General features: G+C 44.8%; 22 protein-coding genes. 1 reads left to right on the top strand and 21 read right to left on the bottom strand.

Features of this window, described 5'->3' with window-relative positions; translation table 11 throughout:
• Positions 1 to 86 precede the first annotated feature (86 nt).
• From GLV98_RS01475 to GLV98_RS01445, 7 genes are all read right to left on the bottom strand, one after another.
• Positions 87 to 1,091: an SDR family oxidoreductase gene (locus GLV98_RS01475; protein WP_160911379.1), complete on the bottom strand. Its 1,005-nt coding sequence runs from the start codon at positions 1,089 to 1,091 to the stop codon at positions 87 to 89.
• Positions 1,088 to 1,513 carry an NUDIX hydrolase gene (locus tag GLV98_RS01470; RefSeq protein WP_160911377.1) on the bottom strand — a complete coding sequence of 142 codons (426 nt, stop codon included), beginning with the start codon at positions 1,511 to 1,513 and terminating at the stop codon, positions 1,088 to 1,090. Before GLV98_RS01470 ends, GLV98_RS01475 begins: the two co-directional genes overlap by 4 nt.
• On the bottom strand, positions 1,506 to 2,012 hold the full coding sequence (locus GLV98_RS01465; protein WP_160911374.1) for a GNAT family N-acetyltransferase: 507 nt from the start codon (positions 2,010 to 2,012) through the stop codon (positions 1,506 to 1,508). The genes GLV98_RS01470 and GLV98_RS01465 overlap by 8 nt, the downstream gene beginning before the upstream one ends.
• Complete coding sequence (locus GLV98_RS01460) at positions 1,999 to 2,499, bottom strand: NUDIX hydrolase (protein WP_237417012.1); 501 nt, start codon at positions 2,497 to 2,499, stop codon at positions 1,999 to 2,001. Before GLV98_RS01460 ends, GLV98_RS01465 begins: the two co-directional genes overlap by 14 nt.
• A 13-nt stretch (positions 2,500 to 2,512) precedes the next feature.
• Complete coding sequence (locus tag GLV98_RS01455; RefSeq protein ID WP_160911370.1) at positions 2,513 to 2,902, bottom strand: VOC family protein; 390 nt, start codon at positions 2,900 to 2,902, stop codon at positions 2,513 to 2,515.
• A complete protein-coding gene (locus tag GLV98_RS01450; RefSeq protein WP_160911368.1) occupies positions 2,899 to 3,273 on the bottom strand; it encodes a hypothetical protein in 375 nt (124 codons plus the stop codon). Before GLV98_RS01450 ends, GLV98_RS01455 begins: the two co-directional genes overlap by 4 nt.
• A 114-nt stretch (positions 3,274 to 3,387) precedes the next feature.
• Positions 3,388 to 4,251 (bottom strand): AraC family transcriptional regulator, encoded by an 864-nt coding sequence (locus GLV98_RS01445; RefSeq protein ID WP_160911366.1) that lies wholly within the window; start codon positions 4,249 to 4,251, stop codon positions 3,388 to 3,390.
• A 261-nt stretch (positions 4,252 to 4,512) separates the two neighbouring features.
• Here GLV98_RS01445 and GLV98_RS01440 point away from each other — a divergent pair, with 261 nt between their 5' ends.
• Positions 4,513 to 5,082, top strand: coding sequence for a DJ-1/PfpI family protein (locus GLV98_RS01440; protein WP_160911364.1), 570 nt, complete (start codon positions 4,513 to 4,515; stop codon positions 5,080 to 5,082).
• 42 nt (positions 5,083 to 5,124) lie between these two features.
• Here the strand turns inward: GLV98_RS01440 and GLV98_RS01435 are convergent, their stop codons facing one another.
• From GLV98_RS01435 to GLV98_RS01375, 14 genes are all read right to left on the bottom strand, one after another.
• Entirely contained in the window at positions 5,125 to 5,991 is an 867-nt protein-coding gene (locus tag GLV98_RS01435; RefSeq protein ID WP_160911362.1) for a LysR family transcriptional regulator, read from the bottom strand.
• A gap of 15 nt (positions 5,992 to 6,006) precedes the next feature.
• Positions 6,007 to 6,288, bottom strand: coding sequence for a putative quinol monooxygenase (locus GLV98_RS01430; protein ID WP_160911360.1), 282 nt, complete (start codon positions 6,286 to 6,288; stop codon positions 6,007 to 6,009).
• A gap of 67 nt (positions 6,289 to 6,355) precedes the next feature.
• Positions 6,356 to 7,024 carry a type 1 glutamine amidotransferase domain-containing protein gene (locus GLV98_RS01425; protein WP_160911358.1) on the bottom strand — a complete coding sequence of 223 codons (669 nt, stop codon included), beginning with the start codon at positions 7,022 to 7,024 and terminating at the stop codon, positions 6,356 to 6,358.
• Positions 7,025 to 7,217: 193 nt separating this feature from the next.
• Positions 7,218 to 7,556: a hypothetical protein gene (locus GLV98_RS01420; RefSeq protein ID WP_160911355.1), complete on the bottom strand. Its 339-nt coding sequence runs from the start codon at positions 7,554 to 7,556 to the stop codon at positions 7,218 to 7,220.
• 163 nt (positions 7,557 to 7,719) lie between these two features.
• Positions 7,720 to 8,373: a hypothetical protein gene (locus GLV98_RS01415; RefSeq protein ID WP_160911353.1), complete on the bottom strand. Its 654-nt coding sequence runs from the start codon at positions 8,371 to 8,373 to the stop codon at positions 7,720 to 7,722.
• Positions 8,374 to 8,623: 250 nt separating this feature from the next.
• Positions 8,624 to 10,207 (bottom strand): BCCT family transporter, encoded by a 1,584-nt coding sequence (locus tag GLV98_RS01410; RefSeq protein ID WP_160911351.1) that lies wholly within the window; start codon positions 10,205 to 10,207, stop codon positions 8,624 to 8,626.
• Positions 10,208 to 10,576: 369 nt separating this feature from the next.
• Positions 10,577 to 10,789, bottom strand: a complete 213-nt coding sequence (locus GLV98_RS19940) for a hypothetical protein (protein WP_202409941.1) — start codon at positions 10,787 to 10,789, stop codon at positions 10,577 to 10,579.
• Between the two features lie 153 nt (positions 10,790 to 10,942).
• A complete protein-coding gene (locus tag GLV98_RS01405) occupies positions 10,943 to 11,977 on the bottom strand; it encodes an HAAS signaling domain-containing protein (protein ID WP_160911349.1) in 1,035 nt (344 codons plus the stop codon).
• Complete coding sequence (locus GLV98_RS01400; RefSeq protein WP_160911347.1) at positions 11,964 to 12,308, bottom strand: PadR family transcriptional regulator; 345 nt, start codon at positions 12,306 to 12,308, stop codon at positions 11,964 to 11,966. The genes GLV98_RS01405 and GLV98_RS01400 overlap by 14 nt, the downstream gene beginning before the upstream one ends.
• Positions 12,309 to 12,464: 156 nt before the next feature.
• A complete protein-coding gene (locus GLV98_RS01395; RefSeq protein WP_160911345.1) occupies positions 12,465 to 13,409 on the bottom strand; it encodes a ribose-phosphate diphosphokinase in 945 nt (314 codons plus the stop codon).
• A gap of 91 nt (positions 13,410 to 13,500) precedes the next feature.
• Positions 13,501 to 14,271 carry a putative hydro-lyase gene (locus tag GLV98_RS01390; RefSeq protein ID WP_160912909.1) on the bottom strand — a complete coding sequence of 257 codons (771 nt, stop codon included), beginning with the start codon at positions 14,269 to 14,271 and terminating at the stop codon, positions 13,501 to 13,503.
• Between the two features lie 108 nt (positions 14,272 to 14,379).
• Positions 14,380 to 15,033: a DUF429 domain-containing protein gene (locus GLV98_RS01385; protein ID WP_160911343.1), complete on the bottom strand. Its 654-nt coding sequence runs from the start codon at positions 15,031 to 15,033 to the stop codon at positions 14,380 to 14,382.
• 257 nt (positions 15,034 to 15,290) lie between these two features.
• Entirely contained in the window at positions 15,291 to 15,950 is a 660-nt protein-coding gene (locus GLV98_RS01380) for a class F sortase (RefSeq protein WP_160911341.1), read from the bottom strand.
• 80 nt (positions 15,951 to 16,030) lie between these two features.
• Entirely contained in the window at positions 16,031 to 17,392 is a 1,362-nt protein-coding gene (locus GLV98_RS01375; RefSeq protein ID WP_160912907.1) for a copper amine oxidase, read from the bottom strand.
• Between the last annotated feature and the right edge of the window lie 66 nt (positions 17,393 to 17,458).

Here is a 17,458-nt window from a genome sequence, read left to right as displayed (position 1 = left end):
TTGTCCTATTCACTGGTTCAATATTTTTGGTTTCCCTCTAAAAACCTACTGCTGGGACTTGATTATCCAGCACATCATTGAAAGAGTCAGCCTCTATGCCATTTATTCAAAACGGATGCTTCTTGATCCCTTGTCAATCCTGCACCTCTTACACCTTCCACTCTTTGCTGATCCCAGCGATACGTGTCCAAAATGGTTTCTTTTAACGGGCGGAATTTCAATCCACTCTGAATCGCTTTCGTCGTATCCTGACTGAAATCTTTTTCGGTCGGAATCCAAACGGGAAGGTCTTTCCAGGGCTGGATACCTTCATCTGCCAAAAACTGTGCGGATACCCATGTAAATGACACCTCTTCATTCAGCGTTGATGCACACGTCTCCAGAAAACCTTGCATCGTCAGCTTGTTTTCCGGACCGTTAGCATTGAAGACCCCTGTGTGTTCAGTAGCAGACAGCTGGACCACCCACTCCGCTATATCTCTTGCATCAATGAACTGAACCTGTTGATCCTTCCTGCCGGGAGCGAGCACTTCTCCTCCCTCAGCGATTCTTGAAGGCCAGTATGTAAATCGATCGGTCGGGTCATGAGGTCCTACAATCAATCCCGGGCGGATGATGATGCCTCTATCTTTCATCCTGCTTTGGACTTCCTGTTCACAATGAGCTTTCAGAGGTCCATATAAGGATGGGTCAAAAGCTTCTGTTCGTTCCGCTTCTTCCAGTTCCTCTTGAGTCAACGTCATCGGTTCTACCGTTTCCTCCAGCTGGTCAACAGCAGTAAAATCCGGATAAACCGATATGGAAGAAATGAAGATGTACTTTTCTGTGCAGCCGGCAAGGACCTCCAGACTCTTGGATACGGTGGATGGTTTATACCCACACGTATCAATCACCGCGTCCCATTGTTGTCCGGCCAACTTTTCCAGATCCCCACAGTTTTCCCTATCTCCAAAGATATTGGTCACATCTTCAAACAAATCTGGATTGGTCTTGCCTCTATGAAACAACGTCACCTCATGACCCTCGTTCAAGGCTGATTCCACGATATGCCTCCCAAGAAATTTCGTCCCGCCAATGACAAGCATCTTCATGTACGATCCACTCCTTCCTTCTTTTTTGTCAGCATCTGGTTTAAAAAGGTCTGGTCTTCAGGAAAAGAGAGCGGCCATTCGTTCAGCTCTTTTTGTGAAACCCAGCGAATCTCATGGATTAAATGGTCAGGGTCCTGGATGTGCATACGACCACCCGTCACGATACAGGAAAAGTATTCAACATGGATATCCGTCTTCCCGATCCTTCCTCTTTTCGTTTGCAGCCGCTCGGTCACATGGACGAGATAACCCGTTTCTTCAAACGTTTCTCTCATGCAGCACTGTTCCAGACTTTCCCCTTCAAACACCCCTCCAGAAGGGACCGTCCAGGTTTTCTTTTCTCCCGGCTTCCCCTGAAGGACCATCAAAAGTTCGTTCTTTTCACTAATACAGATGGCTGCTGCACCTCGCCACTTATCCATCGTTCAGCACACTGAACAGCAGGGAATCACGACGCCCTTCTTTCATTTTCAAATGGTCACGTAGTCTTCCTTCCATCTCCATGCCGCACTTTTCCAGCACCCGGATCGATCCCTTATTTTCAGGGTGACAGGTCGCCTGGATACGTTTGAGCTGGAACGATTTGAATCCATCACGAATCAATCGATTCGCAACTTCGGTCCCCATGCCCCGCCCCCACTCATCCGGGTGTAAGATATAAGCGATTTCTCCAGTCTGATGATAAGCATCCAAAATCGTCAGTTCCGCAACACCAATGAGCTGTTCATCCGCCTCACGTAAAATGGCCCACGCATGTTTTTGGGGTTCGGGCTGCCTGATTTCATGGACCAAGTGCTGGACATAGTCCTGCGTGTCCTTCTCCGTGTTCGGCCCCCACGGCTGGTATTGAGAAACCTCCACTTTTGAAGCGTAGGTATGGATCTTCTTCCAGTCTTCTTGTTTCAGCTCACGGAACAACAATATGCTTTCTCTCCCTTCCTTTTGCGTATTCGATGATTTTTCCATGACGGACGGTAAAATGGTGATGGACTTCTTGATTCTCATTCAAAACCGTATGTAAATAATAAGGAATCATCGGACTGACCCCATGATTGTCTTCTGAAAGGATCCAGGACACGCTTTTCCAAGCTAGAATGCCCTCATCCATTTCGAAAGGCGCTGGGTAGAGGTCATCATCATTGATCCTCACGACAAACACTTCCATCCCACCTGAACCCTCCCCATCTATTGCCCAGGAAATCGTCCCTTTATATTCGAATAGATTCTTTTCAAGAAAAAGGTTCGTTTCTTCTGCCACTTCACGCTGCACACTAGACAGAGGCGTTTCCCCTTTCTCGATTTTTCCTCCGACTCCGTTCCATAACCCCTGAACGGGAGGGGAGTTTCTATTCAACAGCAGCAATTCTTCACCGCGCTTGATGAAACAAATGGTATATCCAATGTCCAAAATCTCCCCCTCCTCAGCGATAAGACTTGAATTGTTCATCCTCATAAAGCCCGGCCAAATAAGCTTCTAATAGATTGCCATCCAAATCTCTGAACTTGAAATGACCTTCACTACCGCCTTCTAAAACGACGACTCCCCGGTCCATCAAGGCTTTTTTGCAATCTTCCACGTTGCTTGGAGAGATGCTGAAAACAGGGTGAGTGCCATCAAGGTTATCGGGCAGCTCTGTGTGCGGAGGCTTTTCAATCAGACAAACCGGTACTCCTCCGTCATGCTCGAGAACAACGGTTTTCCCGTAATCTTTCAACACGTGAAAACCAAGGATCTCCTCATACCATTCCACAGCCTTATTGATTTCTTTTACTCTCACATTGATTTGATAGACTCCTGAAAAAAAGCTCAAGGGCTTTCATTCCTCTCCAAAATGATCCTTTTTATGTTTTTATAATCCCGTTCCGTCAGCATATAAACGGTATGGGTATTCTTTTGATTCATGATTATTCCTGATTCCAACCATAAAAAGTAAGACTCTTTCCCTAATGTAAAAGCAAGTTCGGGATCATCAAGATCAACGGCTCCAGATTCCTTTCCTGCGCCCCAGATCCCTGCCTGGAATTTTCGAATATCTTCTTTATCCTTAATGACGATTGACTCGGCTTGTATATTTTCATCAAAACTTTCCATTTCATGAACCGTAATCTTCTCAGGAATGCGTGCGGAAAGTGGTGAACACGAGGTTAGGAAAACAGCGAGAAACAGAAAAAATGATCTCACAACTTCCCTCCCTTTTGTTATGAATGGATACTTGTTACCTTCTACATTCTGCCAATAAAATCCTTTATTCCATAAGAAAAAGCACAATCCGACAAAGGACTGTGCTCTCCCTAACTATTTGACCGGAATCCAAATTTCCGAGTAATAATCTTTACTGTTCGGGTTCCCATTTTGATAGACTTCAAGCTCTGGACCCCCGGCATTTTCATAGCCGCTGGAAGGGAACCATTCGGAGTAGATTTTCTTCCATGTTTCCTGCATGGCGTGTGGCATCGGTCCATGAACACCGAAAACCGCCCATTTTGCTTTTGGAACATCTAAAGATTCCAAGCCCTCGACTTCTCCGCCTTCATGAGCGACTGCGATCCAATAATCGATGTGGTTCGGCTTATCCTCATTCTTATCCTCACAGACGCCAAGCAGACCTTTAACGGGACCATTGTTTTGCTTCAACAACTTCTGATCGGTTCCATCCCCATTCACTCTTTCCCACATTTCAGGGATGCCTTTCACATTCTCCTCGTCACCAACACACGAAAACTGCTCTTTCACACCGACAATTTGAAACGCTTCTTTTTCCACCACTTCATACTCCATCGGATCCGCTCCTTTTAGGTTCACCTGGATAACCAGGCGGTTGTATGCGGTCATCTTCCCACTGTAATTTCGCGCTTCCCTCGGTGAGATGCCATGCTGTTTCCGAAACGCCCGGGAAAAAGACTCGGGAGTTTCATAGCCATACGTGTAGGCGACATCAATGATTTTCCGCTCCCCTTTTCTCAATTCCTGAGCGGCCAACGTCAACCTCCGCCTTCGCATATATTCCGCAACCGTCGTGTCTGTAAGCAGGCTGAATATGCGTTGGAAATGGAATGGTGAGGTATGAGCAGCCTGTGCGATTTCTTCTATGGAGATGGCTTCCAATAGGTGCTGTTCCATGAAGTCAATCGCTTTCTGCATCGATTGTACCCAAGTCATGGCGTCTCCTCCCTTACTTTCATTCTATCCATACTTTACCATGAAAACCTGACCACGAGTGCTTCCTGATATCAGGTTTTTCTTCCAAATAGGAACTTCCATCATGGCAGAAATACCTTTTCCACTGTTCATCTAAATAATGTATAAGGTTCAGTTCAACGAAGATCCAACAAGTTCTTTTAAATGATGTAAAAATGTGGTTATCAAAGAAGAGAATAAGGGTACTACACCTTATGTAATTCTACTTTAGGAGGGTGAAAGATGACTGCAAAGAAAGTGTTGATCGTCACCGGAGATGCTGTCGAAGCTTTAGAAGTGTATTATCCTTATTTCCGCTGCTTGGAAGAAGGTTTTGATGTCGATATTGCCGCACCTCACAAGAAGAAATTGAATACAGTCATCCACGATTTTGAAGACTGGGAAACGTACACCGAAAAAAAAGGCTACATGATCGATTCAAACATGACTTTCGAACAAGTCGATCCGAATGATTATGATGCACTGATCATTCCAGGTGGCCGCGCCCCTGAACATATCCGTATGCACGATGACCTGCCAGGTATCGTCAGCCATTTCTTCATCGCAGACAAACCGATTGCCGTCATGTGCCATGGCAGCCTTGTTCTGACGACAATCGCTGATGTTGTAGAAGGACGTAAGATGACCGCTTATCACGCGTGTCGCCCTGAAGTAGAGAGTATCGGTGCCGAATACATGGATGAAATGAATTATGTCGATGACAATCTCATCTCCGGTCACGCGTGGCCAGATTTGCCTTCCATCATGAAAGAATTTGTGAAGCAAGTGAAAGGAACGACGGTTAATTCATAAAAAAACAGACCGCGCCTTCCCTTACCAACGGGAGGCACGGTCTTATTTTTTCCACTGTTGGACAATGGACTTGATGTTCGGTTCATCGCGCTGGTCGATCCGGTAAGCTGCGTAGAGAGCATTTCCTACCGATGCTTCAGGAAAAAGAATCTGGACTTTTCCTTCTTCCACAGCTTCTTCGATCAAATACTTCGGCAGCACACTGATGCCCATCCCTCTTACAATCGCCTTTAGGATCGACTGCAAGTTAGGAATGATATGTTTCGCTTTGATATCCGGGCGTTTGTTGAAATGTTCCCGCCAATATCGGCGAATAATCGGAAGGTCGAGTCCGTAACTCAGCCAAGCCTGCTCCTGCAGCCAGGCTTCAATGTCTTCCAGCTCTTCCTCCACCCTCATATTTTTTGGTGCCACGACTACGAATGACTCAACCTCCAGGCGAGTGTATTCAATCCCTGTAACCGTCTGTTTCTTCGGTGTCATGATCAAATCGACTTCTTCATGGATCAATTGATTCAAAAGCGTGGGCGCCGTACCGAAGTGGACAAGATACCGGATATCCAGAGACCTGACCTTCTCCAAGACTCTCCCTGTAAAAAATTCTACCGGTGAACCTAACTTGATCAGTGGCATCTCAGACGGATGGTTGGAGGTCTGCTTAATTTCCTGTGTCGTGCTTTCAAGGTTTTCAATGAGCGGCACAAGCTTTGTGTACAATTCCTTCCCTTTATCCGTCGGGACCATTTTTCTTGGTGCCCGTGTAAATAGCGGCTCACCGACTTCTGACTCCAGAGCAGCCAAATGCTGGCTCATCGCCGGTTGGGTCATGAATCGCGCTTTGGCAGCCCCAGATACCGAACCGTGTTTGTATATACCGATGAAACTGCGATACCATTCAAAATCGATCATAGCTTCCTATTCCTTTTATACTTTCCGCAGTTTATGAACCGTGCGTGAATCAGTCAGTTCTGATGTCGCCTGGCGGTACGCTTTATAATGTTCCGATTCAACATGCGCTTTCAACGCCGCTTCATCTTCCCACGTTTCATAAAAAACAAAGGTCCCATCTTCGTCCAAGGATTGGTGAAGCGTATATTCCACACAACCCGTTTCTTCCCTCGAAGGTTCAACGACTTTTTTCAATTCCATGAACAGCGCTTCTTCCTGCCCTTGTTTCGCTTGAATGATTGCATTTATTGTGATCATGATATCTCTCCTTTTCAGAACGAAAGAACCTGTAAGATGGATATCTCACAGGCTCCTCCAAACTTCATTATTTTTCAAGCTGGTTGATGACTTCTTTTGCAACGCTGATGGTTGACTGAGGGTTTTGGCCTGTGATCAAGTGACCGGAAACTTGCACATGGTCCGCCCAATTATCTGCACCGACAAAGTCTGCACCAAGTTTACGCAAACGTGTTTCCAACAAGAAAGGCATGTACGCATCCAATGTCGTCGCACGCTCTTCTTCATCGGTGAACGCCGTAACCGCTTGGCCTTTCACGATCGGCGAACCATCGGATAGCGTCACACCGACAAGACCTGCCGGACCATGACAAACCGCAGCCACCACTTTGTCCGCTTCATAAAGGTCACGGATGGTTTCATGCAGTTTCTTGTTATCCGGTAGATCGAACATCGTTCCATGACCACCCGGCAAAAAGATTGCATCGAACTTGGAAAAATCGGTGACCTCACCGATTTTCAAGGTTTCTTCCAAATACTTCGCCGTATCGAGAATTTCCTGAGGTGTTTCGCCACCTTCAAGACTACGATCATCCACTGGCGCTTTCCCGCCTTTCGGGCTTGCAACAGTAATATCATACCCTTTCTTGGCGAATTCTACATAGGCTTCCCCAAATTCAGAAAGCCAAAGACCCGTGTCCAACTCTTCATTCATTTTATCCGCCGTCGTAACGACCATCAGTATATGTTTACTCATTTTCCATTCCTCCTGAGAAAGTGAATTTGTTTACGAGTCTAATTGTAGAACGGCGGTGGGTATAATACAAATTAGTAAATATGAGATTATGTATAAATATATTTATATATTACTTTATTACCTACTTCATGATTATTATCCACCTTCAAAAAAGAGAAGGCTCAGCTTTTAACAGCCTGCCTTCTCAAAATTTTTATGCTAATTGACGCTCATAGACGACTTCTTCCGTATTCAAGTCAATGGCATCCACTTTCATATTCAATACTTCATCGGTTTCATTGTTTTTCGAACCAAAGAGGCGGATAAAGTTTTGGGAGTTTGTATCCAGGAAATTCACCTGGACTGTTCTGATTTCTTCCACTTGCTGATCCTGAATCCAGCATTCCTTAAACTCCATGGTGGCCTGACTTAATATGTAGTCTTCCATCATCTTTTTCAGTTCTGGGAAAGCTAATCCGTCGTTTTCCACACAGACGCGGTTAAAGTCGTTGGCGTCTGTGATGTGGAAGGTTTGTTTGGTTTCGTTAGGCATTGTGATTCCTCCTGAGTAAGTTTTATAGAGAGCATTTTCCCTAATAGGAAAAAGGAGAAACCTACTCTGAGTATAACTCAAGCTAAGAACGCATCTCTTGAGCAAGGATGGAAGGAACTCTGTATAAGACTAGGAACCACCTCTAATTCGCTCAACGGGGATTTCAACGAATATTTAAGTCGTTTATTGTTACATCCAGCAGGTCCATCGCATCCTTGACTCCATGGGAATATTCCTCCCATGATTCAGGTGGAAACCCACTTTCAAAGTTCCCCTCTAATACAGAGACCGCCACATATATATTTTCTAATTCCCTATTCAAATCCATGAGTTTTACAATCGTTTCTGGAAGAAGTTTGCTAGAATCTATTTCTTCCAGAAAGTTAAGTTTTTCTGCCAACCTCTTTATTCTCCATTTGAATCTTTCACGTTCGATCTTATTCCATTCGTATCCCTGTTCAATCATTTGGTGATTGTTTTCCAATGAAAGTCTTATGTTCTTTAAATTTGATTTTATTAATAGAAATTTTGGATACAGCATGAGAAGTGTTTTATGTTCATTCACTTCATCTTCTTGGTGTTTATTCTTTGTTTGGAAGTTTAATGTTATTAAGACACCCGCCAGAGTCATTAACCCTCCAATGATTCCTCCTAGGTAGCTTCCATAAAAAGCGATCCAAGTCTCCTCATCACCGATAACTTTGAACCAACGAAACGTCATAAGCTGGTTAGTTAGAATAGGGAGAGCCAAAATAATAATTCCAATGGTTATAGATAAAATCAGTCTTATTTTGTTAGGGTTTTTAATATTAACCACTTCCTTATTCCAAAAGCAAATCAAGTTATTGAAGTTGAAGCGCCTAAAATAGAAAAGCTTAAATACACATTTTGTGAACCAACTTAGTCAAATGAGGGCATACCACTTCCTCCTATGATTATATGTTTTCAAAATCTATCACAGAACGCTACAGTGCTTGTGCAAAGGTCTGCAGGCCATTTCATACTTCATAAAAAATAAATAACATAAAAAACCGCTATTCTACGATAGAATAGCGGTTTTGCTTCAATCATGATGTTTTACGTTCTTTTTCCTCAACGGATACAGGTACACTTCTTTCCGTAATCAGTCCTTGTTCCTTCGCCATCTTCTTAGCCACTTTCGGTGCCAGCCAGACAGGTGGTAACAGTAGAAGGGAAACCGGAACAGCGGTAACGACGATGAAGTTCTGTAGTGTTTGGATACTACTTTCGCCAATACCGAGAAGGGTTGCAGCGATTCCTCCAAACAACAGGGCCCAAAAAACGCGCAGGACACGTGGTGGATGGGTGTCACCTGTAATCGTAACCGCGACAGAATACGACATCGTATCTGCTGTGGTTGCGACAAAGATAACCGTCACAATTAAGAAACCAGCAGCCATGACCATTCCGTATGGCACTTGTTCCATAATCGCCATGACGGCGGCAGGCATTCCAGTGTCGTTCAAGGCTGTAGAAATAGCTCCTGGTGATTCCAATTCGTAAAACAGACCAGATCCTCCGACAACGGCGAACCAGAAATTACTCACAATCGGAGCAATGATCGCTACGGCAAGGATCAGCTCACGGATGGTACGACCTCTGGAGATCCGACTGATGAACATCGCCATCGCCGGTCCGAAACCGAGGAACCAGCCCCAGAAGAAGACGGTCCAATAACCGAGCCAACCGCTGTCTCCCCGATAAAGACTCATACGCAGGAAGTTCTGAATTTGAAAAGCTTCTGCGGCGATGAATGAATCGATGATGAACATGGTTGGTCCTAAAATGAGCATGCCAATCATGAGAATGACGGCAAAACCGACGTTCAGACGACTGAGCAGTTGAATCCCTTTATCCACCCCGGAAGCTGCAGAAATGGCAGCAATCGTCACTAGGAAAATAATGACAAGTGACTGGGTGAACATCGTATCCGGGATATTGAATAAATAATTGAGAGCATAACCGACTTGTAAACCTAAGAAGCCGATCGGTCCAATCGTTCCTGCGGCTACAGCAATGACAGAAACAATATCAGCTGCAGCACCAATGACACTTTTCTTATTGAAAATTTTCTCTCCTACCATCGGATACAAAATCGCCCGTGGCTTTAACGGGTATCCTTTATGGTAGTGCGCATACATCAGTACAATTGTAGCTACCGTACCTAAACAAGCCCATGCGGTAAAGCCCCAGTGGAAAAAGCTTTGGGCTAAACCAGGGACGACGGCCTGTGCACTTGTCATCCCCTCATCTGCAAAAAGCGGTGGTGTCGTTAAGAAATGATAGATCGGTTCTCCGGCTGCCCAGAAGACACCGCCACTCGCAAGCAATGTACAAAGAATCATGGAGACCCAACGGAACCAGCTGTTTTCCGGTCGATCCATTTTTCCTAATTTCACTTTTCCATATTTCGATAGAGCCAGCGAGACACCGACTACGAAAGTAGCAAGCAGCAGCAGTTGCCAAAAGGCACCAAAGAATGTAACAGAAAAGTCGAACGAGCTTGAGATCCATTCTCCCATCAGGTCTTTGTTCAAAAGAGACATGAGTAAAAATAAGACGAGAAAGCCTCCACTGATGCTGAATGTGACCCAGTCAATTCTCGTTCTCCTATTCGTTTTTTCGTTCATTATTTTCCTCCTAGGTTTGTTAACCTGTGATAGTTAATATATTTTCAAGTCTATGACGGATTTACAATGGTTTTGTTCTTTAGACGTTCAGAAAACGAATACTCCTCTTATTCTAAGACTTTTTCACACATAGGGATTAATTATAGAGATGTTCGTACAACTCGTCAAATCAAGATGAGGTAAGGATTGATAGGATGTTGTAGCATTTGACAGCTGAGGGACTCTAGTTAACTGTGAGAATAAATCTATGATGTGGCAGCTATTCGTACAATAAAACCACAAAAAAAGCAGCCCATGCTTTAGCACGAACTGCGTCAATTTATGTATGCTACCCCTAAAAATGCTAAGGTTCCATAAGAGATCTGTTCACTAAGAGTTCTCATCCGTGTGACATTCAAATGAATAATTCATAGCCAGAAAATCACTCTCCACTTTTGGCGTCCCGCCGATCTCATAACATTGGTCACTGGCATTCTCGATTTCTTTGTTATTAAAATAGGACTGCATGCCAAGTAAGAAAATACCCATGACTATCGTTAACGAACATAATGCTAATACAACCCATTTTGTTCTAACTTTCACATTCACTACTCCCCTCGATCATTAGCCCTTTACAACATTAATTCTCCCGTTCTAAAATATCAATCTCTTTTTCCATTGTATCATGAACAGGAATATTTTGGTTAACACACAAAAAAGATGACCCTGTAACCCGGGTCACCTTTTTCATCCGATTCATTTAACAAATTCATGGGTCAACTTCGTCTTTTTAACCCCTTTTTTATACTTCATCCATCCATCAATGATATTCCATACGGCGAAAATGATAAAGATAGCCGCAATTCTCCAAGCAAGACCGTTCTCGACTTGCGCTGCACTCACCCCGAAGAGGTCTGAGATATAGCTGATGAATGCTGGTTGAAATAGCCTTTCATCTGTAATGATCCAAACGAAAATCCCTATGGATAGGAGTTCCTGAATGGTATGGAACCATACTACGCCTTTGGTCCATTCTTTTTTCAATAACTTATAAAGGGCCAAAGCGATTTCAAGTCCAATCACCAGGACGACTCCAGGCCAATAGCTGAGCAGGACATCCTGGTTTAAAGCCGGGGTGATGAAGGTGAGCCCTTCCCCCTGGTTCTCATAGATTCCCAGCAAATGGTCGGCATGGAAGTAGACGGTTCCCCAAATCGCTGTCCAAAGAAAGGCACCATACACTTCCCATTGGGATATCGCACGTTTCTTAGGGACATGAGCGACTTTTTTCAAATCATCTGGAGTCCATTTTTTCCGTTGAGGCCCAGGATATTCGTCTTCCATGCCGAGGTCCACCCGCTCGATGATGGCGAAAATGATCGTGATCCAGAAAAAGACTTGCATGCCGACAGAGATCACCCGCCAGATGCCCTCACCGATAATGGTGAGGATCATCGTTATCAAGCTGCCTTCCTCGACAGATCCGATAATATTCTCAGCGACGAGGCTAATCAAAGAAATCGTGATCGCGATCGGCAGGATCATTTTTATAAGGGAGATATAGGTATCATAATAACGCGGACCGATCAGATGCATCGGTTTTTCACTGTATCCATGAGCAAGCGTAACAGGATCACCCAATTCCTGCAGGACATCTTTGACTTCCTTCTCCGTTGGGTCTTCTGGAAGCATATCCTCAATGGTCGATCGGATCTCAAGTAAGATGTCTTCCCGGTTCTTTTCCGGCAGTCGGCGTCCAACTTCTTGTAAGTAGACATCAATCCATTTCATTGTTCTCCTCCTCCAATAAACGGAACAATTCATTCGTCGCTTTTTTCCATTCTTTCTTCAACGTTTGAAAAACATCTTCCCCATAATCACTCAACACATAATACTTCCGAGGGCGAGACTCTGAAGTATCCCAACTGCTCGTGACCAGGTCCTTTTTTTCCAACCGGCGAAGCAGAGGATACAGCGTACTTTGTTCGATGGTGATGCCTGAATCTTCTAATCGTTTTACGAGAGAGTACCCATATTGCGGGGTACGCAGCTGACTTAAAACCGCTAACGTCAGATTCCCCCTCCGCTGTTCGGTCAGCAATGAGTTCAGTAGTTGACTCAAAATCTTCACTCCTCTATATACTGTACGACAAACACTATCTACACTTAGTATATGTCATACAGTATTGTATGTGCAACTGTATTTTCATATATCCAGAATGATTTTTCCCATAAAAAAAGCACCTCTTCGGTAAGAGGTGCTTTTGGATAGAAGCGATTAATCGAACAAAACACTCACGGAATGCTCGTGTTGGACGCGTAACAAGGCATCTGCGAGCAAAGGAGCGACTGAAAGAATAGTCATTTTATCAATCTGTTTTTCTTCCGGTTGGAAAATGGAATTTGTGATCACTAATTCTTTGATCGGCGACTGTTCGATTTTGATGACGGCAGGATCAGATAACACGGCGTGTGTTCCACAGGCATAGATATCGTTGACTCCATTCTGATGGAGAATATCAGCAGCGATGGTCACGGTATCCGCTGTATCCATCATGTCATCAACGATGATGACATTTTTGCCTTCGACATCACCGACGACATCCCGGATCTCAGGTTGTCCGGGCTCTGCTTTGCGTTTATCGATGAATGCGAGCGGTGCATCAAGGATGTTCGCCATTTTCCTTACCCTGTTCATACTGCTTGTATTAGGAGAAACGACAACAAGGTTTTGGATGTCTTTCGTTTTAAAATGTTCGCCAAGAATCGGAATTCCCTGCAGCTGATCAACAGGGATATTGAAGAAGCCCTGGATCTGTGGTGCATGTAAATCCAATGAGATCACTCTGTCTGCCCCAGCCTTTTCCAGGAGGTTGGCGATCAATTTCGCCGTGATTGGCTCACGGGAACGGGCTTTCCGGTCCTGGCGCGCGTAGCCGTAATAAGGGATGACGACATTGATCGTTTTAGCAGAAGCTCTTTTCAAAGCATCGACCATGATCAACATTTCCATCACGTGCTCATTGACGGGCTGGGATGTGGACTGGATCAAGTAGATATCATCACCACGTACACTTTCTTCGATATTGATTTGGACTTCTCCATCGCTGAAACGGACGACTTTGCTTTTCCCTAAAGGTACTTCAAGGATCTCTGATATTTCTTGAGCTAATGGTTCATTGGAGTTTAATGTAAAAAGTTTCATCTGTGATCGTGTATCCATATGTATCGCTCCTGTTTTGTAAAGGTTTCGTTAAGAAAAACTTATCACTCCAGGGGCTTTGTTGCAAGTTCGGAACCTCGTTTGGTAAGAGTTACCCATTTTTATAATTCGAGTCCAACTGATCGGTAATCAACATATGACCAGGGGCATGGGTAATCATAATTGATGGCTTCGCTTGAAGCGCAGCATTTTGTGGGGTAACTCCACATGCCCAAAACACGGGTGTGGCTTCAGCAGTGTCAAAATTGACTGCTTCCCCATAATCTGGTTTTTGCAAATCCTTGATGCCGATTTCTTCAGGTGATCCGATATGGACAGGGCTCCCGTGAGACTGTTCAAACCGATCCGAAATGGCAAGCGCCTGATCGACTAAATCGTTCGGCACTGCTCTCATACTGACGACCATATTCCCTTTGAAAATCCCTGCGGTCTCTAATGGAATGGTTGTATCGAACATGGGTACGACTTTTTTCTGCTCCTGGTGGAATAACGGAATGCCGCCATCAAGGAGCGCTTTTTCAAAAGTGAAACTGCACCCGATGAGAAAGGTCACAAAATCATCCTCCCACACGTCGGAGATATTCAGGGTTTCTTCAGAGAACTTCCCATTGCGATAAATGCGGTGCCGCGGCAAATCTGTCCGGATATCCGCATCCGCCGTTAGAGGGACCGTCTGCCCTGCTTCCATCACTTCGACGAGAGGACATGGCTTCGGATTTCTCATGCAGAACAATAAGAAATCGAAGGCATACGCTTTCGGCAGTGTCACCATATTGGTTTGAATATATCCTTCACATAGTCCGGAAGTTGTACCCGTATGTTCTTCCTTTCGCATCGCCGATCTTACTTTATAAGGTTCCATCATCATCTCGTCTCCTTTTCTACTTAAAACTTTCGCATTTACAGCCTCTTACGTTCTATTATACATGACACTTTCATCGGAAGTTTTAAAAGGATCCTCAACAAAAGATCAACAACAAAAATCATAAGGGTGAAGAGGTAAGGAAGCCTTGAACAGCCAGGCAGGTTCAAGATCTGGATCCTGCCAATGCCAGGCAGCTAGAGCGGCGGCGCATGCATCAATGGTATGGGATTCCTCGGCCATCACTTCCGGGACATCGAGTAATTGTTGTGTTTCGAACCATATCCGTATTCTTTTACGAATAGAGAGGTCCTGCTTGTAGTGGAGAACATCATCGATCGTTTCCATTCTTGCTCCAAGGGCCGCTCCGGGATGAACTTCCACGATATGAATTTTGTGTTTGGTAGAAAAACGTTCGATTTCTCTTGTCAAGCGTATTCCTCTCAACGATAAGTACACCATGCGCATCATCGTCGGCGGCATGATGGATGCTCCCTTCATGCCCAGCTTCGTTACGAATGTTCTCAAAGAACGGTCGCTTTCCCGGTCCCCTCCTCCGTCCTCATAGGATAAAGGAGCGTCCACGCCGATGGTGACGGAGTCTCTATTCGCGAGAGATTCTATGTATGTCATGAGAGCATAGTCATTCATCGGTGTTTCATGTTTTTTGTAATGAAGCTTGTCCTTCTCCTTGTGAAAATGAACGAGTACGGTGTCTTTGGTGTTACTGGGTCCGGACAAATCAATCCCTATGTATTGCATCTACCCGCCTCCTTCATAGTTGGCTAATAAGCCTATCTAATTTCAGAAATGAATGACAGACTCTTGATTCTTCCATTATTGTTGGAGAGTTGATTTATCAGTATTTCGAAAATGGTATCATTGTTTCCAGGGTGATATCAGCATTTCCAGCTATATCCCCGTATTTGAGCAATTATATCAGTATTTATGAAAGCAATCCGCTACAACGAACTTTCATCCAGAAAAAAACAGGCATCTATAAAAAGATAGATACCTGTTTAGCCTGCAGGATTCACATCATCTTCATGGACGGCATAGACGACCAGCCGTTCATCATGTGTTCCCGCTTCTCTATTGAATTCCCCTGTGCAAGTGATGAGGTTCAATTGTCTTCGGTACGAAAAACCAAAAATCTTATTCAATGGGGCGTTTTTCCGATCATAGGCTTCTAATTTTTGTACAATAAACGTTTGTTCTGTACCATCTTCATCTGTGACGATGATCTCATCGCCTTCTTCTAAATCTTCCAGGTTATAAAATACGGCAGGACCCGTGCGGCTATCTACGTGGCCCGCAAGAACGGCACTTCCTTTCGCTCCTGGCTGATAGCCATCTTTGTACCAGCCCACACCATCTACACTTTCCGGTTCGCCCATTTGCCCATTCGCATAACGTCCGACATTCTCAATATCTGCTTTTACCTCAATGGCAGGGAGGGTTATGGTAGACGGAGTGATGGCTGTCTTCTCAGTCGTTTCAGAAGTTGTCGAGGCATTTATTTTCTGGGAGTCATACGTATCTCTCAAACTTTCCTTTTCTTCCGTCTGCTTTGACGTATCCGTTGCCTTTTGTTCAGCATCTGCATTCGCTTCCGGCTCCTCGGCACTGGAGCAGGCAAACAAGAAGCAGAGCAACACCAGTGACATCCACTTGTACATCTCCATTCACCTTCCATCTATTTGAACTACCCCTGGAAATATCTGTATGACCAGGGGTAGAAATTTTTGGTAATTACCTTTTATGCATTGTTTTTGCTTTTGCGTACGCCGATGGCTGTTGCGAATAGGACGGCTGCCATGCTTGCGAAGGCGATCATCCAGGCATTCATTCCGTCATCCGCTGTGCCGCCGAGACCGGTTTTAGGCATTTCAGAAGGCATGTTGGATGCGAACATTTCTGGGTTTTGCGCTACAATGGCACCAGAAAGCCCTTCCCCTACGCCATACATATGAGCATACGCTTCACGAAGCTGGTCATAGGCCGCATCAAAGTCACCATCTACATAGCTGTCGAACGATCCAGTCAATTGGTTCACGTGCATTTGAAGTCCTTCCGCTGTTGCTTCTGCTTCTAATCCACCTTCTGTCGCTGTATCAAGGAACTCGGAGAAGTCTGCTCGGTAACCGTCCAAAGCAGTCAGCGCCTGTTCTTTGGCTTCTTCATCTCCTGCACCTGTCGCTTCTACATAATCAACGAAATAACCGATGTGCTCAGACCACATTTCTTCAAATTGTTGTCCAGCTTCCTCTCCATAGACAGAAGTGATGGCTGCAGAAAGATCTTCTGTATTGTTGCTGAGTGCAGCTGCGGCATTTTCAAAGTCTTCCGCACCGTCGCCGCCTTTTTGCATGGCAAGAACGGCAAGAGCTGCGTGTTCAGATAGCAAATGGTTCAAGTCTGCACGAAGGTCAGCAGCCGGGGTCGCTGGGTTCGTGTTTTCGAATTTATCCGGGAATTGGTCGGTAATCGCTGTGGATAGACCTTTTCCTACTCCGTACATGTGATCGATACTCGTACGAAGTTTTTGGTAGGCTTCATCAAAGTCGCCTTCTTCATAATTGTCAAAAGCACCCACGAGCTGATTGACGTGCATTTGAAGACCTTCAGCCAGCGCAGAAGCTTCTAAGCGTTCATCCGTTGCTGTCTCCAAGAACATGGAGAAATCTTCACGATAGTTGTCCAAATTGCTTAACGCTTCTTCACGTCCTGCTTCATCTTCTTCCGCTGTCGCCTTTACGTAATCAACAAAATACCCGATATGTTCAGACCACATGGATTCGAATTGCTGTCCTGCTTCCTCTCCATAGACGGAAGCAATCGCTGCGGTCAAATCTTGTGTATTTCCTTCAAGGGCTGCAGCTGCTGCATCAAAATCCTCAGCTCCCTCAATTCCTTTCTGCATAGTAACTACAGCAAGATAGGCGTGCTCGGAAAGGGACTGATCAAGTGTTGCTCGTAAATCTGCAGCCGGGGTTGATACCGTTACATCTGACATTTTTTCATTGTGATCTCCGTGATCATCTGCAAACGTAACCGTGGCTGTCGGCAACATAAGTGCTGCGGACATCGGCAAAGCGATCAAGGACTTTTTCCAATTGATTTGTTTTTTCATTTCCAACCACTCCTCTTAATTTTGATTTCACTAAGCTAACGAGAGGAGATGCAT

Source organism: Halobacillus litoralis (genome assembly GCF_009856415.1).
GTDB lineage: Bacteria > Bacillota > Bacilli > Bacillales > Halobacillaceae > Halobacillus > Halobacillus litoralis_C.
The sequence above is the reverse complement of the archived record's forward strand: the minus strand, read 5'-3'. Positions and strand labels throughout refer to the sequence as shown.